Annotated in this window: 19 protein-coding genes; 3 read left to right on the forward strand and 16 right to left on the reverse strand. The window is 64.5% G+C overall.

The genetic code is table 11. The features are described 5' to 3' along the window. The 11 genes from AB0L63_RS13500 to AB0L63_RS13550 all read right to left on the reverse strand — a co-directional run. Positions 1–281 (reverse strand): serine hydrolase domain-containing protein (locus AB0L63_RS13500; RefSeq protein ID WP_364499248.1); only part of this gene is annotated, 281 nt, incomplete at its 3' end. 201 nt (positions 282–482) lie between these two features. Further along, the gene (locus tag AB0L63_RS13505; RefSeq protein ID WP_364499251.1) at positions 483–1,235 is read right to left on the reverse strand and encodes an ABC transporter permease; all 753 of its coding nucleotides are present in this window, start codon (positions 1,233–1,235) and stop codon (positions 483–485) included. After that, on the reverse strand, positions 1,235–1,957 hold the full coding sequence (locus AB0L63_RS13510) for an ABC transporter ATP-binding protein (protein ID WP_364499254.1): 723 nt from the start codon (positions 1,955–1,957) through the stop codon (positions 1,235–1,237). The genes AB0L63_RS13505 and AB0L63_RS13510 overlap by 1 nt, the downstream gene beginning before the upstream one ends. After that, positions 1,957–2,526 (reverse strand): helix-turn-helix domain-containing protein, encoded by a 570-nt coding sequence (locus AB0L63_RS13515; protein ID WP_364499257.1) that lies wholly within the window; start codon positions 2,524–2,526, stop codon positions 1,957–1,959. Before AB0L63_RS13515 ends, AB0L63_RS13510 begins: the two co-directional genes overlap by 1 nt. Positions 2,527–2,674: 148 nt before the next feature. Continuing rightward, positions 2,675–3,028, reverse strand: coding sequence for a hypothetical protein (locus AB0L63_RS13520; RefSeq protein ID WP_364499260.1), 354 nt, complete (start codon positions 3,026–3,028; stop codon positions 2,675–2,677). Positions 3,029–3,264: 236 nt separating this feature from the next. Beyond that, positions 3,265–4,110: an ESX secretion-associated protein EspG gene (locus AB0L63_RS13525; RefSeq protein ID WP_364499263.1), complete on the reverse strand. Its 846-nt coding sequence runs from the start codon at positions 4,108–4,110 to the stop codon at positions 3,265–3,267. Positions 4,111–4,561: 451 nt separating this feature from the next. Next, a complete protein-coding gene (locus AB0L63_RS13530; protein WP_364499266.1) occupies positions 4,562–5,875 on the reverse strand; it encodes a hypothetical protein in 1,314 nt (437 codons plus the stop codon). Then, on the reverse strand, positions 5,872–6,249 hold the full coding sequence (locus AB0L63_RS13535) for a hypothetical protein (RefSeq protein WP_364499269.1): 378 nt from the start codon (positions 6,247–6,249) through the stop codon (positions 5,872–5,874). Before AB0L63_RS13535 ends, AB0L63_RS13530 begins: the two co-directional genes overlap by 4 nt. A 10-nt stretch (positions 6,250–6,259) precedes the next feature. Next, positions 6,260–6,853 (reverse strand): DUF3558 domain-containing protein, encoded by a 594-nt coding sequence (locus tag AB0L63_RS13540; protein WP_364499272.1) that lies wholly within the window; start codon positions 6,851–6,853, stop codon positions 6,260–6,262. A 164-nt stretch (positions 6,854–7,017) separates the two neighbouring features. Beyond that, positions 7,018–7,236, reverse strand: coding sequence for a DUF397 domain-containing protein (locus AB0L63_RS13545; RefSeq protein ID WP_364499275.1), 219 nt, complete (start codon positions 7,234–7,236; stop codon positions 7,018–7,020). Then, positions 7,233–8,114, reverse strand: a complete 882-nt coding sequence (locus AB0L63_RS13550; RefSeq protein ID WP_364499278.1) for a helix-turn-helix transcriptional regulator — start codon at positions 8,112–8,114, stop codon at positions 7,233–7,235. Before AB0L63_RS13550 ends, AB0L63_RS13545 begins: the two co-directional genes overlap by 4 nt. A 492-nt stretch (positions 8,115–8,606) precedes the next feature. Here AB0L63_RS13550 and AB0L63_RS13555 point away from each other — a divergent pair, with 492 nt between their 5' ends. After that, positions 8,607–9,038 (forward strand): DUF4254 domain-containing protein, encoded by a 432-nt coding sequence (locus AB0L63_RS13555; RefSeq protein WP_364499281.1) that lies wholly within the window; start codon positions 8,607–8,609, stop codon positions 9,036–9,038. A 343-nt stretch (positions 9,039–9,381) separates the two neighbouring features. Here AB0L63_RS13555 and AB0L63_RS13560 read toward each other — a convergent pair whose 3' ends face one another. Both AB0L63_RS13560 and AB0L63_RS13565 read right to left on the reverse strand, forming a co-directional pair. Next, a complete protein-coding gene (locus AB0L63_RS13560; protein ID WP_364499284.1) occupies positions 9,382–9,882 on the reverse strand; it encodes a DUF6636 domain-containing protein in 501 nt (166 codons plus the stop codon). 77 nt (positions 9,883–9,959) lie between these two features. Beyond that, positions 9,960–11,468, reverse strand: a complete 1,509-nt coding sequence (locus AB0L63_RS13565) for an MFS transporter (protein ID WP_364500171.1) — start codon at positions 11,466–11,468, stop codon at positions 9,960–9,962. A 162-nt stretch (positions 11,469–11,630) separates the two neighbouring features. Between AB0L63_RS13565 and AB0L63_RS13570 the strand changes: the two genes are divergently transcribed. Then, complete coding sequence (locus tag AB0L63_RS13570) at positions 11,631–12,650, forward strand: AsnC family transcriptional regulator (protein ID WP_364499287.1); 1,020 nt, start codon at positions 11,631–11,633, stop codon at positions 12,648–12,650. Positions 12,651–12,933: 283 nt separating this feature from the next. On the opposite strand, the gene AB0L63_RS13575 is transcribed toward AB0L63_RS13570, so the two are convergent. The 3 genes from AB0L63_RS13575 to AB0L63_RS13585 form a co-directional block, all read right to left on the reverse strand. Further along, complete coding sequence (locus tag AB0L63_RS13575) at positions 12,934–13,701, reverse strand: hypothetical protein (protein WP_364499290.1); 768 nt, start codon at positions 13,699–13,701, stop codon at positions 12,934–12,936. Between the two features lie 286 nt (positions 13,702–13,987). Beyond that, the gene (locus tag AB0L63_RS13580; RefSeq protein ID WP_364499292.1) at positions 13,988–14,686 is read right to left on the reverse strand and encodes a VOC family protein; all 699 of its coding nucleotides are present in this window, start codon (positions 14,684–14,686) and stop codon (positions 13,988–13,990) included. Between the two features lie 238 nt (positions 14,687–14,924). Then, positions 14,925–16,556: a protein kinase gene (locus AB0L63_RS13585; protein ID WP_364499295.1), complete on the reverse strand. Its 1,632-nt coding sequence runs from the start codon at positions 16,554–16,556 to the stop codon at positions 14,925–14,927. On the opposite strand from AB0L63_RS13585, the gene AB0L63_RS13590 reads away from it, so the two are divergent. Continuing rightward, the gene (locus tag AB0L63_RS13590; protein ID WP_364499299.1) at positions 16,548–16,802 is read left to right on the forward strand and encodes a hypothetical protein; all 255 of its coding nucleotides are present in this window, start codon (positions 16,548–16,550) and stop codon (positions 16,800–16,802) included. The genes AB0L63_RS13585 and AB0L63_RS13590 overlap by 9 nt on opposite strands. The last annotated feature ends 53 nt before the right edge of the window (positions 16,803–16,855 follow it).

A 16,855-nucleotide genomic window follows, 5' to 3' on the forward strand; every position in this document is an offset into this window, starting at 1 on the left:
CCGTCGGTCGTCTGATCGAGTTGCTGGGGCAGCTTCGGCTCACCGACTTCCGGGGCGAAATCGGCGAGGCCGCTGGTGTGCTGGAGCAGTTGGTGCACGGTGATCCGGTTGCCGTCATTGCCGTTGCCCTGCACCACACCCGGCAGGTACCGCTCGATCGGAGCGTCGAGATCGACGGTGCCCTCCGCGACGAGTCGCAGGACGACCGTGGCGACGAAGGTCTTGGTGATGCTGCCGATTCGAATATGGGCGCGCTCGGCGTAGGGCGCCGCTACCCCCACAGTCGTACCGCCACGGTTTCCGGACGGCCGCACCCGCAGCTTTGACGGACGGGGTGTTCGACGGCATTCAGCTCTTTGCGGCGATCCAGCCCGGTGCCATGACTGACGCGAGGTGTCCTCGCTGCGGCCGGCCGTTCGGACCGGCCCCGCAGACAACGTCGCGTGTTCGGGGCCCTGTTGGGCACGCGACGATCGTTCGATTCAGCGGTCGAGCTGTAGTCGTGCCCAGCTCGCGCAAGTGAGAGCGGCGAAGGTGAGGGCTAGGGCGAGTGTCAGGGCGAGTTGGAGGACGGTGACGGTAGTACCGTTGCTCATTGCCCAGAGCGCGGGGGCGGCCAACGGCATCCAGCCACCGGCTCCGGCCAGTGCCCCGACCTGCGCGACGACGACGAGCCCGATCCCGCAGCCGACACCGGCCAGCAGGGAGCGTGCCGACGTCGCGATCCAGCCGGTCGGTGCGGCGATCGCCCCGGTCAGCACTCCCAGCACGCACTGTCGGCCCAGTCCGGCCCAGGCGTGGGCGTTGGGGATGCCGTAGCCGAGCAGGATTCCCAAGATGAGCACGCCGAGAGCCAGGATGAGGTTCACAGCGATGACCCAGGCCGCATATACGGTGAGTTTGGCGAGTGCGATCCGGCCTCGGCCTACCGGCAGGGCGAACAGCCCGGTGATCGTGCCGTCGGCAAACTCTCGGCCGAATATCCAGGTCAGCACGACGCCGCAGCCGAGGAGCCCGCCCACGGCGGTGACCTGCGCGGCGGAGGAGAGCAGACCGGGCCAGTCCAGGGACGCGGCGCGCCCGGCCTTTGCGATGAGATCGGGATTCCCGCTCCGCAACGCCACGGTGATCCCGCCGAGCACCGCGAGCGTGCCCGCGATCAGCGCAAGACTGGCGATCACTCCGACTCGGGAACGAGTGAGTTTGAGGGCTTCGACATGGATCGCCGCGTTCATCAAACCGGCTCTCCCGCCGCGGCGCGTTGTTCGTCGTCGGCGCGGATCCGTTCGAAAAAGGCGCGCTCGAGGTCGCTGCCGGCCGTGTCGAGCTCACCGATCAGACGACCGGCGTTCGTCAGCAGGATGCGGTCGGCGATCCGGGCCACCTCGTCCAGGTGGTGACTGCTGACCAGGATCGCGGCCCCGTCACGCGCCCGCGCAGTGAGGTCGTCACGCAGCACGATCACCGACGCCGGATCGAGCGAATTGCTGGGCTCATCGAGCACAATCAGCCGCGGGTGATGCTGCAGCGCCGCCGCGAGGCCGGTGCGCTGACGGTTACCGAGGGACAGGTGCCGGACGCGGCGATCCGCGACCGGGGCGAGCTGCCACAGGGCGACGGCTTCCTGGACACACCGCGGATCACTGCCGCGCAGCAGACACGCGATCCGCAGGTTCTGGCGCACCGTCAACTCGGGATACGCCAACGGCACCTCGATGAGCGCCCCGACCTGTGCCCACTGCGCTGAGGGAAGTTCGCGTAGCGGGTGACCGAACAACCGCACGACGCCCTGCTGCGGGCGCAGCATCCCCAGGGCCAGGCGCATCAGCGTCGTCTTACCCGCCCCGTTCAATCCCACCAGAGCCACAATCTCGCCCGCGGCGACCGCAAAGTTGAGGTTGTGGACGCCGGCACCGCCACGGAAGCGCAGGCTGACGTTGTCGAAGGCAAGTACCATCACGCGCCTCCCAGCACGCTTAACGCGCGGTTCAGCGCATCCTCGAGAGCGGTTCGATCCGACCGCGCCCACTCCAGAAGTGCCACGCTCAGACCTGCAATGACGGCGGTCGCGGCAACCCGCGCTTCCTCGACGGCCACACCACGATCTGCCAGCGCATCGGTCAGTGCCGTGATAGTCGCACCGCTGCTGCGCTCCGCCGCGCCGCGCAAGGTCGCGGCCTCGGCGACGATCCGCAACCGGGTACGTAACGCTGCCGTGCCCTGCGCGTCGACTCCACTCCACGTCTGCCGGATGCCCTCGACCAGAGCGCGCATGGCTGGCTCGGCGGTGGGACGTGACCGCACGGCATCTGCGATCAACGGGTCATACGGGTCCGCCAGCAGTAGCGCTTCCTTCGTGGGGAAGTGTCGAAATAAGGTCATTTCACTCACCCCGGCACGCTCGGCGATCTGTGCCGTGGCGGTCGCGTCATAACCCTGCTCAGCGAACAGCTCCAGTGCGGCACGCGTCAGCATGTCATGCGTTCGCTCCCAGCGCCCCATAGCCGTAATGTTAGTAACTAACATTACGGAATTCAAGCGGAGGTGACCAAAGGGCGTCCGCGACCGAACACAGCAGCGCAGACTCGTCGAGGTCGAGGTCGACACGGAATTCGCCCGTCACAGATTGACTGGAATCAGCAGCTCCCACTGCCACTCATCTTTGGTATTCCGATCACGCTGTCCGTTGCCAGTGCAACCGGGCTGTGACGTCGTTACCAGCGGGTGCGCTGAGCGCGAGCTCTGTGCGATCGGCCGAGAGATCGACGTTGCGGGCAAGGATGCTGCCCGCGCCGAATGGCGTGGTGCCGACTCCGACGTGATGGATCACGGTGTCTGCGTCGACGGTGACTGTTCCGGCGTAGGCGCCCGGGAGCAGGCCGTCCGGTTGCTGGTCGGGAACCTGCAGAATTACCCATACCTGACCATCTGCGGTGTAGCGCAGCATTCCGGATACGTTGGGCTGGTCAAGGATTCGAACCCCGGTGGTTCCGGTGATCTCGATCCGGTGCAGGGTCCACGTTCCCACCAAATCAACGAAGCGCACGGCTGGTCCTCTCGGTTGATGAGGTCTATCTGTGAGAAGACTGCCAGGACGGAGAGACCGGGTCGATTACCTCGCAGCTACTCCGGACCGCCCAGTGGTGCGTCCGAGAACTCAGGTGCGCGGGCTCTCGACCGCGATTGTGACGGCTGCTAGTGGCCCACTGACGAGCATCTTCGCCAACTGCTTCTGGACTTCGCCACTCTCTCGATGAGATGAGGTCAGTGGCGGGTGCGGAGGTATTCGTCGTGTTCGCGGTCTTCGTGGTGGTAGCGCTGGGTGAGGGTGGTGAGGCGGTGGATTTCGGCGGCCATGGCATGGGATTCGATGGGTTTGGCGATGATGGGGTCGCCGGTTTTCACGTAGTAGCGGCCGTCGGGGTAGTCCATCCACCAGAAGCCGCGGGTGGGGGTGGGGCGGGCGTCGAGGGCGGGGCCGGGGCAGATGGATATCTCACCGAAGGCGGAGCGGGGGCGCTGGAAGATGCGGTCCAGTTGGTCGATGGGGCCGAAGTCATGGGCGCGACGGATGTGGCGGTCGCGGTCGGCGGTGATTTCCGCGCGGCGGATTTCCAGCGGTGGGTGGGTGCCGGGTCCGCACGTGGGTAACGCGACCACCGCGAACCGGGCGACTTGTTCTGCGGCGCAATAGGTTACGACAACATCGCCGCCGGTGTCCGGATTCTGGCCGGGGAATTGGTGCAGGGCGGCACCGGCCTGAGCACGGACCGCGCCGTGGAACCGGTAGGTCTGCGATAGGTCGGCACCGCCGAAACCCTTCGACTCGACACGGACGTCCGGCTCGAGCAGTACCTCGATCGCACGTTCGAGCTCGGGCGAATACTTGGCGAGCAGGGAACTGACCGCGGCCTCCCGCTGGCGCTTCAGTTCATCGAAGTCGGCGATTTCGGTGCGATGGTGCAGCGGATAGGGCAGCCGGTCGCGACCGTATGCGGCCCAAAGCATTTCGAACTCGAGTCCGCTGAGCCTGTGCCTATCCACTCCATCGTCGCTGCCGATTGCGGTCCCACTGTCCATACCTACTGCGCCGCCTTCACCGATTACCATTTCCTGCGCTTATCCACTCTGTCGGCCCCGCCGACCGTCCTCACTCGGGGTGCTGCCGTGCACCGATTCGGTTGCCGCGCATGTTGCCTGAGTTGGGCTGCTGGTGTGCATTGATTCGCGCGCTACGTGTGTTGTCTCGGTTGGGATGCTGACGCGCACGGACGAACGTGCCGCGCATATTGCCTGAGTTGGGTTGCTGTCTCGCATCGATTCGCGCGCGGCGTGTGTTGCGCCGCGCGGGTTGCTGCCGTGCACGGAATCGCGTGCTGCGCGCGTTGTCTCGCTCGGATTGCTGCCACGCATGGACTCATGCACGGCGCATGTTGTCTCGGTTGGGATGCTGGTGCACATCGATTTGCGCGGCGCGCATGTCATTGCCTCGCGAATTCGTACGTGACGTGCGAATTGGGTTGCTAGGGAGCGACTTTGGGGTAATCGGGTGGGCACGGCGTTAGTAGCCGGTCGCACTGTCGGGGTCGGCGCCGATTACCGGGGGGACGGTCTTGGATCGGGAGTCCAGGCCGGTGAGTTCTTGGCCGTGTTCGGCGGTGATGAGGTAGTCGGGGATGCCCTTCTTGCGTTCGTCGTCGTTGGTCTTGTTCTGGCCGGGGGCACCCATGCCGGACATGCCGGAGCGGGCAGCTGTTCCGGCGCTCTGGCGGGCGGTGTTCGTGGCGGCCGTGGTTGTTGCGGTCCCAGGTGCGCCGGAGATGGTGCGGCCGGGGCTGCCCTGGGTGGTGCCGGGGATGCCGGTGGTTGGGCGGCCGGTGGTAGTCGGGCGGCCGGTGGTGGTTCCGATGCCGGGGCTGTTGAGGCCCGGGGTGGATAGGCCCGGGGTGGACGTGCTCGGCGTCGCGGTGGTGGGGGAAGCGGATTGTGTTGTCGCAGTGGTGCTCTGGGGGGTGGTGCTGGCGGCGGTGGTTGCATCCGGTGACGTCGCCGACGGGTTCGTGGATTGCTCGGTGCCCGTCGGCTGACCCGAACCCTGGTCGCCCGAGCCGCCCGAGCCGCCCGAGCCGTCGCCATCGGGGCCGGAGGTTCCGCCGCCATCCGAACCCGAAAGTCCCTGTGAGCCAACGGAATCACGCCCCGGTGGGACGGAGCCGGGGCCATCGATGATCGTCGGCGCGGTGGGCATGTAGGGGACGCCGGCATCGGTTTGCCCCGCGACCTGGCCGTAGACAGTGCGCAGGATTCTGCGCCCCTCTTGCTCGGCCTCGGTGCTGGTGTATTCGCCGGTCTTCATGATGCCGTCTTTGGGCAGTGTCTTCCCGGCGATATCCGGGCGTTCGGTCAGACCCGGCATCAATGCCTGGGTCTGCTCCAGGCCGGTCTTCATTTCCGCGAGCTTGAGACTGGTCAGCGTGGCCGCCTGTGCCAGCGGAATGGACTTGTCGTAGTAGTTGTTCACCGCTGTCACGGCGGCCTGGGCTGCGGCACCGGTCCATCCGGTGTGGCCGTGCTGGCCGGTGATGGTGCGTTCGAATTCGCGCTGGAAGAGATGGATGGTGCCGGTCAGCTCCAGGCCGATGTTCGCCCACGCGCTGACCGCGTCATCGACGAGTTTCGGCTTCATCGCCGAGACCGCGGTCTGCATTTGTTCGAGGGTGAGATGGTCGTAGCTGTCGGGGGTAGTGATGTGCGCTGGCTGTATCTCGCCGTCGAAACCGTTGTAGCCCGACTCGGTTTTGTAGATCCAGTCGCGGTCCCGGTTCCACTGCTCCTGCGCCTCGATGACCCGGCGCTGGTAGTCCTCGTAAGTCATTGTGGAGTCACCTGCGCAAATTGGGAGGCGTGGTCTTGGTCTTGGGCTACGAAGTTCGCAATCGCCTGCGCCACAACCTGCTTCACTGTTTCGACAGAGTCGATGTGCTGTTTGATCACCGCGTCTAGTGACCGATCGGTCCCGGTAGCGGTTTCAGAGAACTTCTTCTCCAGAATCTTGCCGGAGTTGAACGAGCCGAACCCCGAAATGTCGCCAATGACACCGATCTTGTCGAGCACCGCATTCAGCCGGTCAAGGTGGTCATCGCAGACCTTGTCCAAGCCTTTCCCAACTTCGGGGTCTAGTGATAGCTCGCCTGCGTTAGCCTTATCAAGGAGTTTTGTCCATTCGTAGGGATCTACGCCGTTGATCATTCCCCCTCCTTCAGCGTTGCGGTAGGTAGTCGGTCAAGGCATCGCTCAGGCGGCGAACCTCGCTGCACGGTTCCGTGGCACCGGAACCAGCAGATCCATACCTGTTCTGCACTTTGAAGGTGGCTATGCCATACGGCATCTCGACACTGATGTAGCAAACAAGGTCGCGCACAGCTCCGGTATTGCGATACTGAACAGCCGGGCGGGAACCGACTGTCGTGGACGTGAAATCCACATAGTCAGTGCGTTGCCTGACCTCATCCACTTTGTGCTCCGACGACATGATCGTAAAGCTGTACGTCTTCGGCCCCGACAGCCAGCTGCATACCTTCCAGCCTGCGAAGTCGACTCCAGCGACGGTGTTGTCCTTGCTGGCGGTGTTCAGTCCGAGCGCTGAGATCGCGGAATCGGGTATGTCGCAGGGGTTCCAGATCGCTGCTTCGGGGTCTTTCGACGTCGTGGCGGTTGCCGTCGTACTTGCCGATGCGCTCGTCCTGCTCGGCGTCGGAGCGCTATCGCCTGAGTTGGTATTGCATCCAGCAACTGCCAGCGCAGCGCCGAGGATCAGTGCCGCAGCACGCGGCGTCTTCGCTGTACCGACCATCTGCGAACCCCTTCGCTGCCACCCGTCCCGAGGGTCCACACGCATCCCCCGCTGACCCGCAACCCTACCGGCTAGCGCGGAACACCGGCAATGAGATCCGGGTAATGATCAGACACTGAAAGCCTCCCGCACTCACATCGTGCGGGAGGCTTCGTATCGGTCACTCAGGACTGGTTGAACTGCCCATCGGCGACGGCGGTGGTAAAGGCATCCCACTCACCGCCGCCGAACACCAGCGCCGGGCCGTCCGGATTCTTGGAATCCCGCACACCGACAGTGCCGCAGGAAAGGAATGCGACCTCGACACAGTCCTTTGCAGCCGAGCTGCGGGTGCTCTTGAACCAGCGTGCTTTTGACAGGTCGGTGTCGTGCTTGTCGGTCACGTGGCGTACTCCCTTGCTAGCTGCCGAAGAAGACTTCGGCTCGCTGTCTCATCCAGCGCTGCGCGCCGGATCGCTTCATGAGCCACATGGTAGCGCTCGACGTCGTCCTGCTGTTCCAGATACAAATCGCCAGTGAGGTTTTCGAGATACACAATCGATGGCTCGATTGGTTGTCTCGTTGTGTCCATCCCGAACTCGATTACGGTGAACAGCCCAACCGGGTCGCCCAGCGGGATGCCTGCTGAGAACGGCAGAACCTGGAGTGTGATGTTCGGCAGCGTCGACATGTCGGCAAGGTGTCGCATCTGCGCCGCCATGACTCTACGATTGCCGACCACACGGCGGAGTGCACACTCGAGCAGGACGATTATCAACTCGGTTGGTTTGCGTTTACGAGTGAGGATTCGCTGCCGCCGCTGTTTCAGCTCGACGCGCCGCTCGATTTCTTCGGTCGAAGCCTGTGGGAAACCCCGTCGCAGCATCGCGCGCGAGTAGTCCGGCGCTTGCAGCAACCCCAACACAACACCTGGTGCATATGAAGTCAATCGCCGTGCCGCGGCCTCCAACCCCACATAGACATCGAAGTCTTCCGGGATCAACTTCCCGTACTCATGCCACCAACACTTCCCCGATGCCTGCTGCGCCAACCCCAGCAGCCCTGCCGTAACCACCTCTTCGGCGTCGTATACCGCGCACAGCTGTCGAATATCGAGCAGCCGTATCCGACTCGACTGCCCGGTCTCCAACCGCTGCAAGGTCGTTGTACCGCGTTCGATCAGTTGCGCCGCCGCGGGCATGGTCAGCCCGGCCTGTAAGCGCAGGTCACGCAGATGGCGTCCCAGTTGTCGTCGTGGCACTGTACTTCCAGAGTCCGTCATGGCCCCCTACCTCAGTTTTTCGGAAACGAGTGTGATGAGTACGCGGATGTACCGATCCGCGGACACGGAACTTGTCCTCGCCTTTCGGCGCGATTCGATTGCAGACCCCATGTAGACGCTGACTCCTCCGCCTGTCGCGTGCTGTGCTGTTGCCGCGCCCGGCCGGAGAGCCGTAGGAAACTAGAGAAACCTATTGGATCACAACGGATTGCCGCTTATCCGTAAATTCGGCCGGACGCACCGAATTCATCGACAGAATCGAGGCAATCCGATGGATCACCGGGGATGGCAGTGCATCCCGAGGTTCGGCCGGGCGCATCCGAAGGCACCGAGGCGAATCGGGAATCCCATGGGCCACTTCGCGATCGTCCATGCGATCCGCCCGCGCATTCCGAGATTTGGCCGGGCGCATCAGAGCGCACTGAGGCGAATCGGGAATCTCGTGGCCCATAGCGTGATTGCCGATGTGGTCCGGCCGCGTGCGCACCGAGGATGTCCTTGCTGATCGAACCGTTGCCGACGAAGGGGGAGGTGTTGCGCGCCTGCCGTGGCGTCGAGCACGCCGGGCACCCGCTCCTACACGCCGCCTATGAACTCACCGGCCTGCACGAAAGTCGGCTCGCCGACGGTTGTCGGGTCGATGACATCGATTGCGGGAGAGCGAAATTAGTGCGCCAGATCAATCATTGGGTCCATGCGCACCTGCCGCCCGCGCACGGCAGTGCCTCGGTGCACACCGAAACACTGGGCGCGGTGATCGACCGGCTCGCCCAATACACCGCCACCGCCTACGCCGCCTTGGCGAGCGCGACCGACAACGACCTCGGCGACGCCTGGGAGGCACTGGCCGAATTGGCCATCGGCTACGAGGATTTGGCGGACGAGGTCACCACGGGCCGTCGCCGCCTCCCCGGCGGCCCGTGACCCCGCCACTCCTCCTCGCCGCGCCCCGAAGGGCTTCGGCTGCCGAGGACCGAACAACTACAGGTCACGGCCGAAGAACTGGACCGCCCCCGCCCGCCGGTCCGCGACGAGTGGAAGCCGACCCGCGCGAGGAATTCGAGAAGTTCTGCACCCGCACGATGACCTTGATCGGCCATGTCGGGGTCTACCCAATGGGCAGGCCCGACAACCGTCACACATACGGCCGCAAGGACTTCCAGATCAACGACGTCGAGAAGGACGGCCGCTGCATCGCAGCGCCGACCCCGTTCATCGGTCGGGCCGGTCGCTGGGAGTGCCTGATATCAACGTGTCCAGTGAAACGTCAGAACAGGGACTGGGCGTCCGCGGCGATCATGAAGCCGTGCTTGCCGTTGTCACAGCGGACGCCGGATTCCATTGAGGTGCAAGCCATGGAACGGACGATAATGGTCTGGCCGTGTTCGAGTACTTTGCCGCCGCCAGTGGTGCCGCCGTTCGGCGGTTGGCCGACGAAGACGCCCTGGTTCAGGCAGAGGTAGCGGGCCTCGCCGCTGTAGCCGACATCGGTCGCTACGGCGCGGTCCGGTTGCGAACCGCAGTTGGTCAGTTCGGCGGGTACCACCGAGGCGTGTGCGAGCTGGCAGCCGACGCCGAAGCCATTGGCATTGATGAAGCCGCACATGATATTTCCGTCCGGCGACTGGAAGTAGAACTTGTCGCCCTGTTGGTAGTCGCGCGCGTCGACATTCGCATCGTCGCGGTTCGGTAGCGCGCTTGCCACCGGCATGCCGATCTCGCCGTATCCGGCGAGTGCGCCTGTCACAGCGACCGCCGCGATCGCCACAGCCATTGCCTTAATGAACGTCCTCCCAATTCGATTCACCCACTCCGTCGATGCCCGCCACCCGGTCGTTACTCCAACTAGGCGAGAACGTCTTCCTCGGTCGCGACGATGTTGGCGCCGGGGCCGTTCTCGGCGTCCTCGCCTTTCCTGCGCCGCATCAGCACGAGTGCGAGGCCCGCGCCGAGCAGCCCGACGATGCCGCTGACAGCGAGGGTGCCTTGCACACCCGAGGCCGCCGCAGCGCGAATCCCGTCGTTCAGCGCCGCCCGGAACTCAGGCGCGACCTGCTGCAACAGCACAGCCGACTGACCGCCACCCACCGCCCGTGCTGCCGATCCGGCGTCCGGCACCGAGTGGTCGGCGAGCACGTCTTGCGCGCGAGCGGTGAATACGCTGCCCAGCAAGGCGATCCCGAGTGCGAAGCTGAGCTGCTGTGCGGTGTTCAATGCTCCGGTGGCCATGCCTGCCCGATGCCATGGAACTGTCGCCATCGCAGCAGACCCCAGCGTCGCTGTGGCGAGGCCGACTCCGAGCCCGATTACCAGGAACCCTGGTATCAGTGCGACCCAGCTGGATTCGCCGTGCGTCAGCACCGCGCCGAGCACGCCGCCGACACCGACAGCGCAGAGACCCCAGACGATGATTCGGCCGCGGTTGTCGCCGTGCAGATACCTACCGATTCCGCCGGACACCAGAAATGCCATGACGGACAAGGGAAGACCGACCAGACCTGCCTGGATCGGACTCATGCCGAGCACTGACTGCAGCCAGATCTGGGTGTACATCAGTGCACAGAACGACGCGAAGAAAAGGGCGGCCGCGGCAACCAGCACGCCGGCGAATACGCGATCCCGCAACAGTGCGAGGTCGAGCATCGGTTGCGCCACACTGCGTTCCACCGCGATGAACACGAGCAACGCCGCGACCGCGACCGCGATCAGCCACCACGTGACGGCGTTCGACCAGCCGTGTTCGTTTGCCCGAATCAGCGCGTACGTACCAGATCCCGCGAACACGGTAAAGGCCGTCATGCCCGCCCGATCGACCCGCCCACCATGGCGTTCCCCATCGGTGAGCACCCACCAGCACAGCGCGATGGCCAGCACACTCACCGGCAGGTTGACGAAGAAGATCGATCGCCATGATGCGACATCGGTGAGGATGCCACCGATGATCGGCCCGAGGGCGCTGGAGGCGCCGGCGACGGCACCCCACACCCCGTAAGCCGCAGCACGGTCGCGTCCGTCATACGCGCCGTTCAGCAGCGCGAAAGCGGTACACGACATGGCGGCCGCGCCGACACCCTGCACCACCCGCGCGACGATGAGCACGGCGGAATTCGGCGCCAGCCCACAGACCATCGACGCGGCAGCGAACAGGAACAGTCCTGCGAGGTAGGCGCGCCGATGGCCGATCAGGTCGGCGATCGAGCCTGCGCCGAGCATCAGCGCTGCCATAGCGATGGCGTAGCCGTCGACGACCCATTGCAACGAACTGAATGAAGAGCCCAGGTTGTTTCGGATATCAGGGAGCGCGACGTTCACGATCGTGACGTCGGTGAGCAGCATGAATGTGCCTAGACACACAGTCAATAGGGGCAGCCATTTACGCAAGAACGTTGTCCTCTCGAAATCGGGGTGGAATCGGCGTCGAGTATCGGAGGCGGTAGCGGCGGTGGTCGCGCGCGATCGGTGTCGGCGTAGATTTCCTCCGTCATGAGGCCGTTGGAGATACGCAAAAGTGCGACCTTGGATGAGTTGGATACGCGGATCGTGCACGCGCTCCAGCTCGAGCCCCGGGTTGCGTTCACTCGAGTCGCCGCGGAGTTGGGGGTCGCGGAGCAAACCATCGCCAGGCGCTACCGGCGGATGCGCCGTGATGGCGTGGTCCGGGTCATCGGCGCCGTCGACTCCCGCGCAGTCGGCGAGGACGACTGGATCATCCGGGTACGTTGCCGCCCTGACGGCGCGTTACAGGTGGCCGAAGCGCTGGCACGCCGTGACGACGCGGCATGGGTCAGTATCGCCGCGGCGGGGGCCGAGGTCACCTTTTCCTTGCATCCACGCAGCCAGCGGGATCGAGACGACCTGCTGGTGCGGCGATTGCAACGCAGCGCGCCAGTGCACGATGTCACTGCGGCGATGGTCCTGCACCGGTTCGTCGGTCCCGACGTCATCGATTGGCGCGGTCGACAATTCGCGGCACTTGGTAGCGATAACAGTGAAAGTTCCACTGCCCTGGTCGAACTCGAAGATAGCCAACCGCACCTGCGTGACGACGATCGTCGGCTGCTCGAGTTGCTCGCCAAGGACGGGCGCACCAGTTACGCGGTGCTGGCGCGGTCCACCGGCATGAGTGTCGGTCGTGTGATGCGTCGGATCGCCGACCTGCAAGCGGCAGGCGTTCTGTATTTCGATCTCGATATCGCACCGGCCGTAGTGGTACCGAGAATGGCGGCTTTCCTCTGGCTCCGTGTCACGCCCACGCGACTCGATGCCGTGGGACGCGCGGTCGCCGAGCATGGCGAAACAAGCTATGCCGCAGCTGTTACCGGACCATTCAACATCTTCGCGGTGCTGGCGGCCGGAAGTTCTGAGGAGCTATATCGGTACGTGACCACCAAGATGGCCACGCTCGACGGTGTGCACAGCTTCGAGCTCACGCCGGTGTTACAACGGCTCAAACAGGCGGTAGCTCGCACAGCCGACGGCAGGCTGATCCACCCGGAACCGGCAACCAACAGAGCCAGCGCACCACGCCGCCGTTGACCGCTGATGATCGCCCAATGCACGCCTCATACGTTGCCACGAGTGGCCGATGCATCCGGTCCGGCGGTCAGGAGCTGGTGCTGATACCGATCCGCGGATACGAAACTTGTCCTCGCCTTTCGGCGCGATTCGATTGCAGACCCCATATAGACGCTGACTCCTCCGCCTGTCGCGTGCTGTGCTGTTGCCGCGCCCGGCCGGAGAGCCGTAGGAAACTAGAGAAACCTATTGGATCACAACGGATTGCCGCTTATTCTGACAACAGTCGTTGAGTTCCTCGCTGTCAGCACCAGGGCAGGCGCAGCGCTTCGAGATCCGGTGCCGCCTGGAGCGCATCGATCAGCTCGGTCGGGCCAGCCACCTTCGTGCCGCAAAGGTCCCAATCGGACCACGTGATCCAAGATCGGTCGGCGGCCCACATATTCGAGGGTGAGCCAACGCCGCTGGGGTGGTTGTAGAGGTCCGCGGCGCCGCCGAGGGGGCCTGAGACAGTGACGCCGGTGTCGAACTCACCGCTGACCGCCGGGCCGAAGTAGGCGACGCACGGGGTATCCGCACCGGTCGGGGACCACGCGATCAGAACATTGATGAGCGTGTGCCACGACTCCCGATCGAGGGAGCCCTCGGCGGGCGGACGGATACTCACCGGCCAGCTCTTGTTTGGGTGCGCGCCGGACAGACTGCGGTAACTGGGGTATTCGCCCTTGGCGACCGCCGGCTCGTCCAGCCGAGTCGCGAGCTCGGTCCAGCGCAGCCTTTTCCAGCCCGGTCCGGGGTGCTCGGAGCGGCCCAGTTCGTTTCCGATCAAGACCGACTCGGCCTCGAGGTCGAGGCCGGGGACTATCGTCGGCTCCTCGAGTCCGGCGGCCAGTCGCTGCTGCCTCTGTTCGTGGTAGGTGAGCTCTGTTGCGCCCGAGTCATGCTCGTACATCGCATGCAGCAACCACGCCGCGTCGGGCCGCGAGTCGATCTTGTACCCGCACCACCCGAGATCGGTTTCGGGCGTACCGAGCCACGAAACGAGGTCCCGATCGGCGATAGTCCAGTTCACAGCAGGTGAGCGTACCCAGCGTGAATCACCAATTCTCTGTCGCAGTGATGGCCGATGAAACCGAGACATTGGCCAGATTGATTGAGACTCTCAACTCCACTGTGTCTCAGTATTTCTCGCCAGCGAAGAATACTGTCCGGGATTGGACTGCGTGCTGGCAGGCGCGTCGGACCGAGTCGTTCTCATCAGCCTGCGGACAGGTAATCGAGTCGTGGCCTCCGTCGCGTGTGTGGTGGGATCTGTGGCGTGAATCCGCCGGTACTGCTATTTCTCGGTGAGGAGCACCTCACAGGCCGGCTTCGAGCTCCGCGGCCCGCCGCAGGTCGTCAGCCAGTTCCGGACAGCTGACCCCCGCTGCCTTGGCGCGGGCCAGCAGTTCCTGGGCGAGGTCCGACTCACCTTGGCGGACCGCCACGTCGGCCCGCAGCACCAGCAGCTTCACGAGCTGGACCGCGGTCGGCTCCTCGTCGGTCCGATGCAGCGCCCGGTCCAGGACCTTGACCGCCAGCTTCAGGTCCTGCTTGGCATCAGCGAACAGCGAGCCCATGTGGATCGCCCGGTCGAACGTCCCCTGCGGCAACGGACGGTGCCGCTGGTCCTCGCTGATGGGCTGGGCGACCTGAATGGTGTTGCCACCGGGATCGGTCAGCAGGAACTGTCGGACCCCGTAGCTCATGTCCTTCAACGAACCTACCCGCGGAACTCCCTGGGTGGGCACCGACCCGAAGGCCTCCTGCAGCCCCTCGGTGAAGACCGCATACAGGTAATCGACGTCATCGGTGTCGATCAGGCAGCCATGCGCGCTGGATACCGGATCGAACTCCTTGTCTCCGTAGAAGTTCAGCTCGATACCCTCGCGCTGCACGCTCAGAAACTGGTACGGCGTCGTCTGCCGGAACGTGATCTCGAACCCCAATGCGGTGTAGAAGTCGGCCACCGGCTCGACCGACCGGGCCATCAGCCTGGGAATCGCTTTCTCAGTCATGCCCTCCGACGGTAGAGATCGACTTCTCCGCACGCACATGAAAGTGAGAACCCCGACTTTCCCTGGTCATCCGCTGGTCAGTGCTATCTGTGGGCATCCAATGCGGTCGACATGACGTTTCATCGGGCGGCAACAAGATCATCGGTGACGCGTTCTGCTCCAAGATCCCCTAAGGGGCCGCGTGTGGTTCCCTCAACTCAACAGCGAACTGCGCGAACGCCTTCGGGACTGACGCGCGTCACTTACCGAGCGGCATGGACTTCAAGAAGGACAGCTTCTGATCGTCGTTGGAGCGGGTGTTGTACCGGATGTCCACCGTGAACCGGTTGCGGTCGGAATCCATGCCGAATCCGGCGTAGATCTCGCTGCGGTATTCGTCGGCGTCGGAGAAAACCAGCTTCATCGGTTCGGGAAGGTCGGGGTGGATTTCGGTGCGCAGCTGTTCGTGCGTGTACAGCGCGTTGCCGCCTGGGAGCCGGATATCCTGGTCCGCGGCCTCGGCAGTGTCGAAATAGCGCAGAGTGAGGGAGAAATCCTCGTTCGCGCTGACGCAGTCGATGATTGCCTTCTGACTTTTGTCGTAGTTCTTCTTGCAGGTGGTGTCGTGCCAGCCGGGCTGTTTCGGCTTGCCGGGCACCAGCTTCGGGAAGGCAGCGGCGATACGTTGCTCGTCACTGCTCCAACGGGGACTCATCGAATCGTAGGCGACGTACCCCACAAACAGCGTAACCGTCACAATGGTTACCAGTTCGATGATTAGAGCGCGGCGACCGCGGGCCTTGCGCGGGGGTGTCGCTGGGAACGGGGCGCCGGGGATCTCAGTGGACGGAATTGCTTCTGCCGGAAGTGATCCGGGTGGAGTCAGCGTCGAAGGCATGGCCGCGGCAGGGGTTTGCGCAACCATAGGTGACCCGGCGCCGACTATCGTGGGCGGTGCCGTGAAATGCTTCGCCGTCGTGGCTTGCTGCGATGCGGTCGGATACCCCTGCACCACAATGGTTTCCGTCGTGCGCGTAGTTTCTGCCGGCGTCCGGCCCTGCAACGCATCTTGCACGGCCGCAGCGAATTCCACGCAGCTGCCGAACCGCTGCTCGCGCTCCTTGGCCATGCCCTGGGCCAGCACCTGATCCAGCGCGGGCGGTAGGTCGGGGCGGAATCGGCTCAGTGGCGGTGCCGGCATGCTCAGGTGTCCGGCGATGACCTGCGCGGGATGTTCGGCATCGAAGGGCGTGCGGTGGGCCAGCAGCGTGAAAAGCGTGCAGGCCAAGGAATATTGGTCGGTGCGATGGTCTACTTCGGAGCTGGCCAGCTGTTCGGGCGCGGCGAAAGCGAGGGTGGCCGTGACAGTTCCAGTCGCGGTGACCTGGGAGGTGGCGCCCAGTACCCGCGCGATCCCGAAATCGGTGAGCACCGGGCGTTCCTCGAGCCCGGTCTCCGGGGCGGCGAGCAGAATGTTCGCCGGTTTGATGTCGCGGTGCAGCACTGAGCGCGAGTGCGCGTAGTCGAGCGCGGCGGCGCAGCCGGTGAGGATCCGCAGCACTCGCTCGATGGTCAGTTGATCCGGTGACAGTTGCGCGGCATCGGTCCCGTGGATGTACTGCATGGCGATCCACAGCTGTTCGTCGTGGATTCCGCGATCGTAGATCCCCACGATTCCCGGATGTTCCATGCGGGCAACGACACTGGCTTCCTGCTCGAAGCGGCGGCGCATCTCCGGGTCGGCACAGACCTCCCGATTGAGCAGCTTGAGCGCGAGCTGCCGCGGCAGCCGCGGATGCCGGGCCAGATACACCGAGCCCATGCCGCCTCGGCCCAAAACCCCCTCGATAGCGAAGTCAGCGAAGGTCGATCCGATGTCAAGTTGAGCCATCAGCTCCCCCTTCCTACACGCAGTGCGTCGCGAGCATATCCGAATGCGGTCCTGCCAAGTGCCCCGGTTGAGCCTGTCCGCGATCGGCTTGCCCAATACACCGCCACCGCCGACGCCGCCCTGGCGAGCGCGACGGACAACGACCTCGGCGACATCTGGGAGGCGCTGGCCGAATTGGCCATCGGCTACAAGGATTTGGCGGATGAACTCGCCGCAGGCCGTCGCCGCCTCCCCGGCGGCCCATGAACCCGCCACTGCGGTTGCCACGCCTTGACGGGCTTCGGCGGTCGCAGAACATG

Source organism: Nocardia sp. NPDC051990, from assembly GCF_040680755.1.
In the GTDB taxonomy this organism is placed as follows: Bacteria; Actinomycetota; Actinomycetes; order Mycobacteriales; family Mycobacteriaceae; genus Nocardia.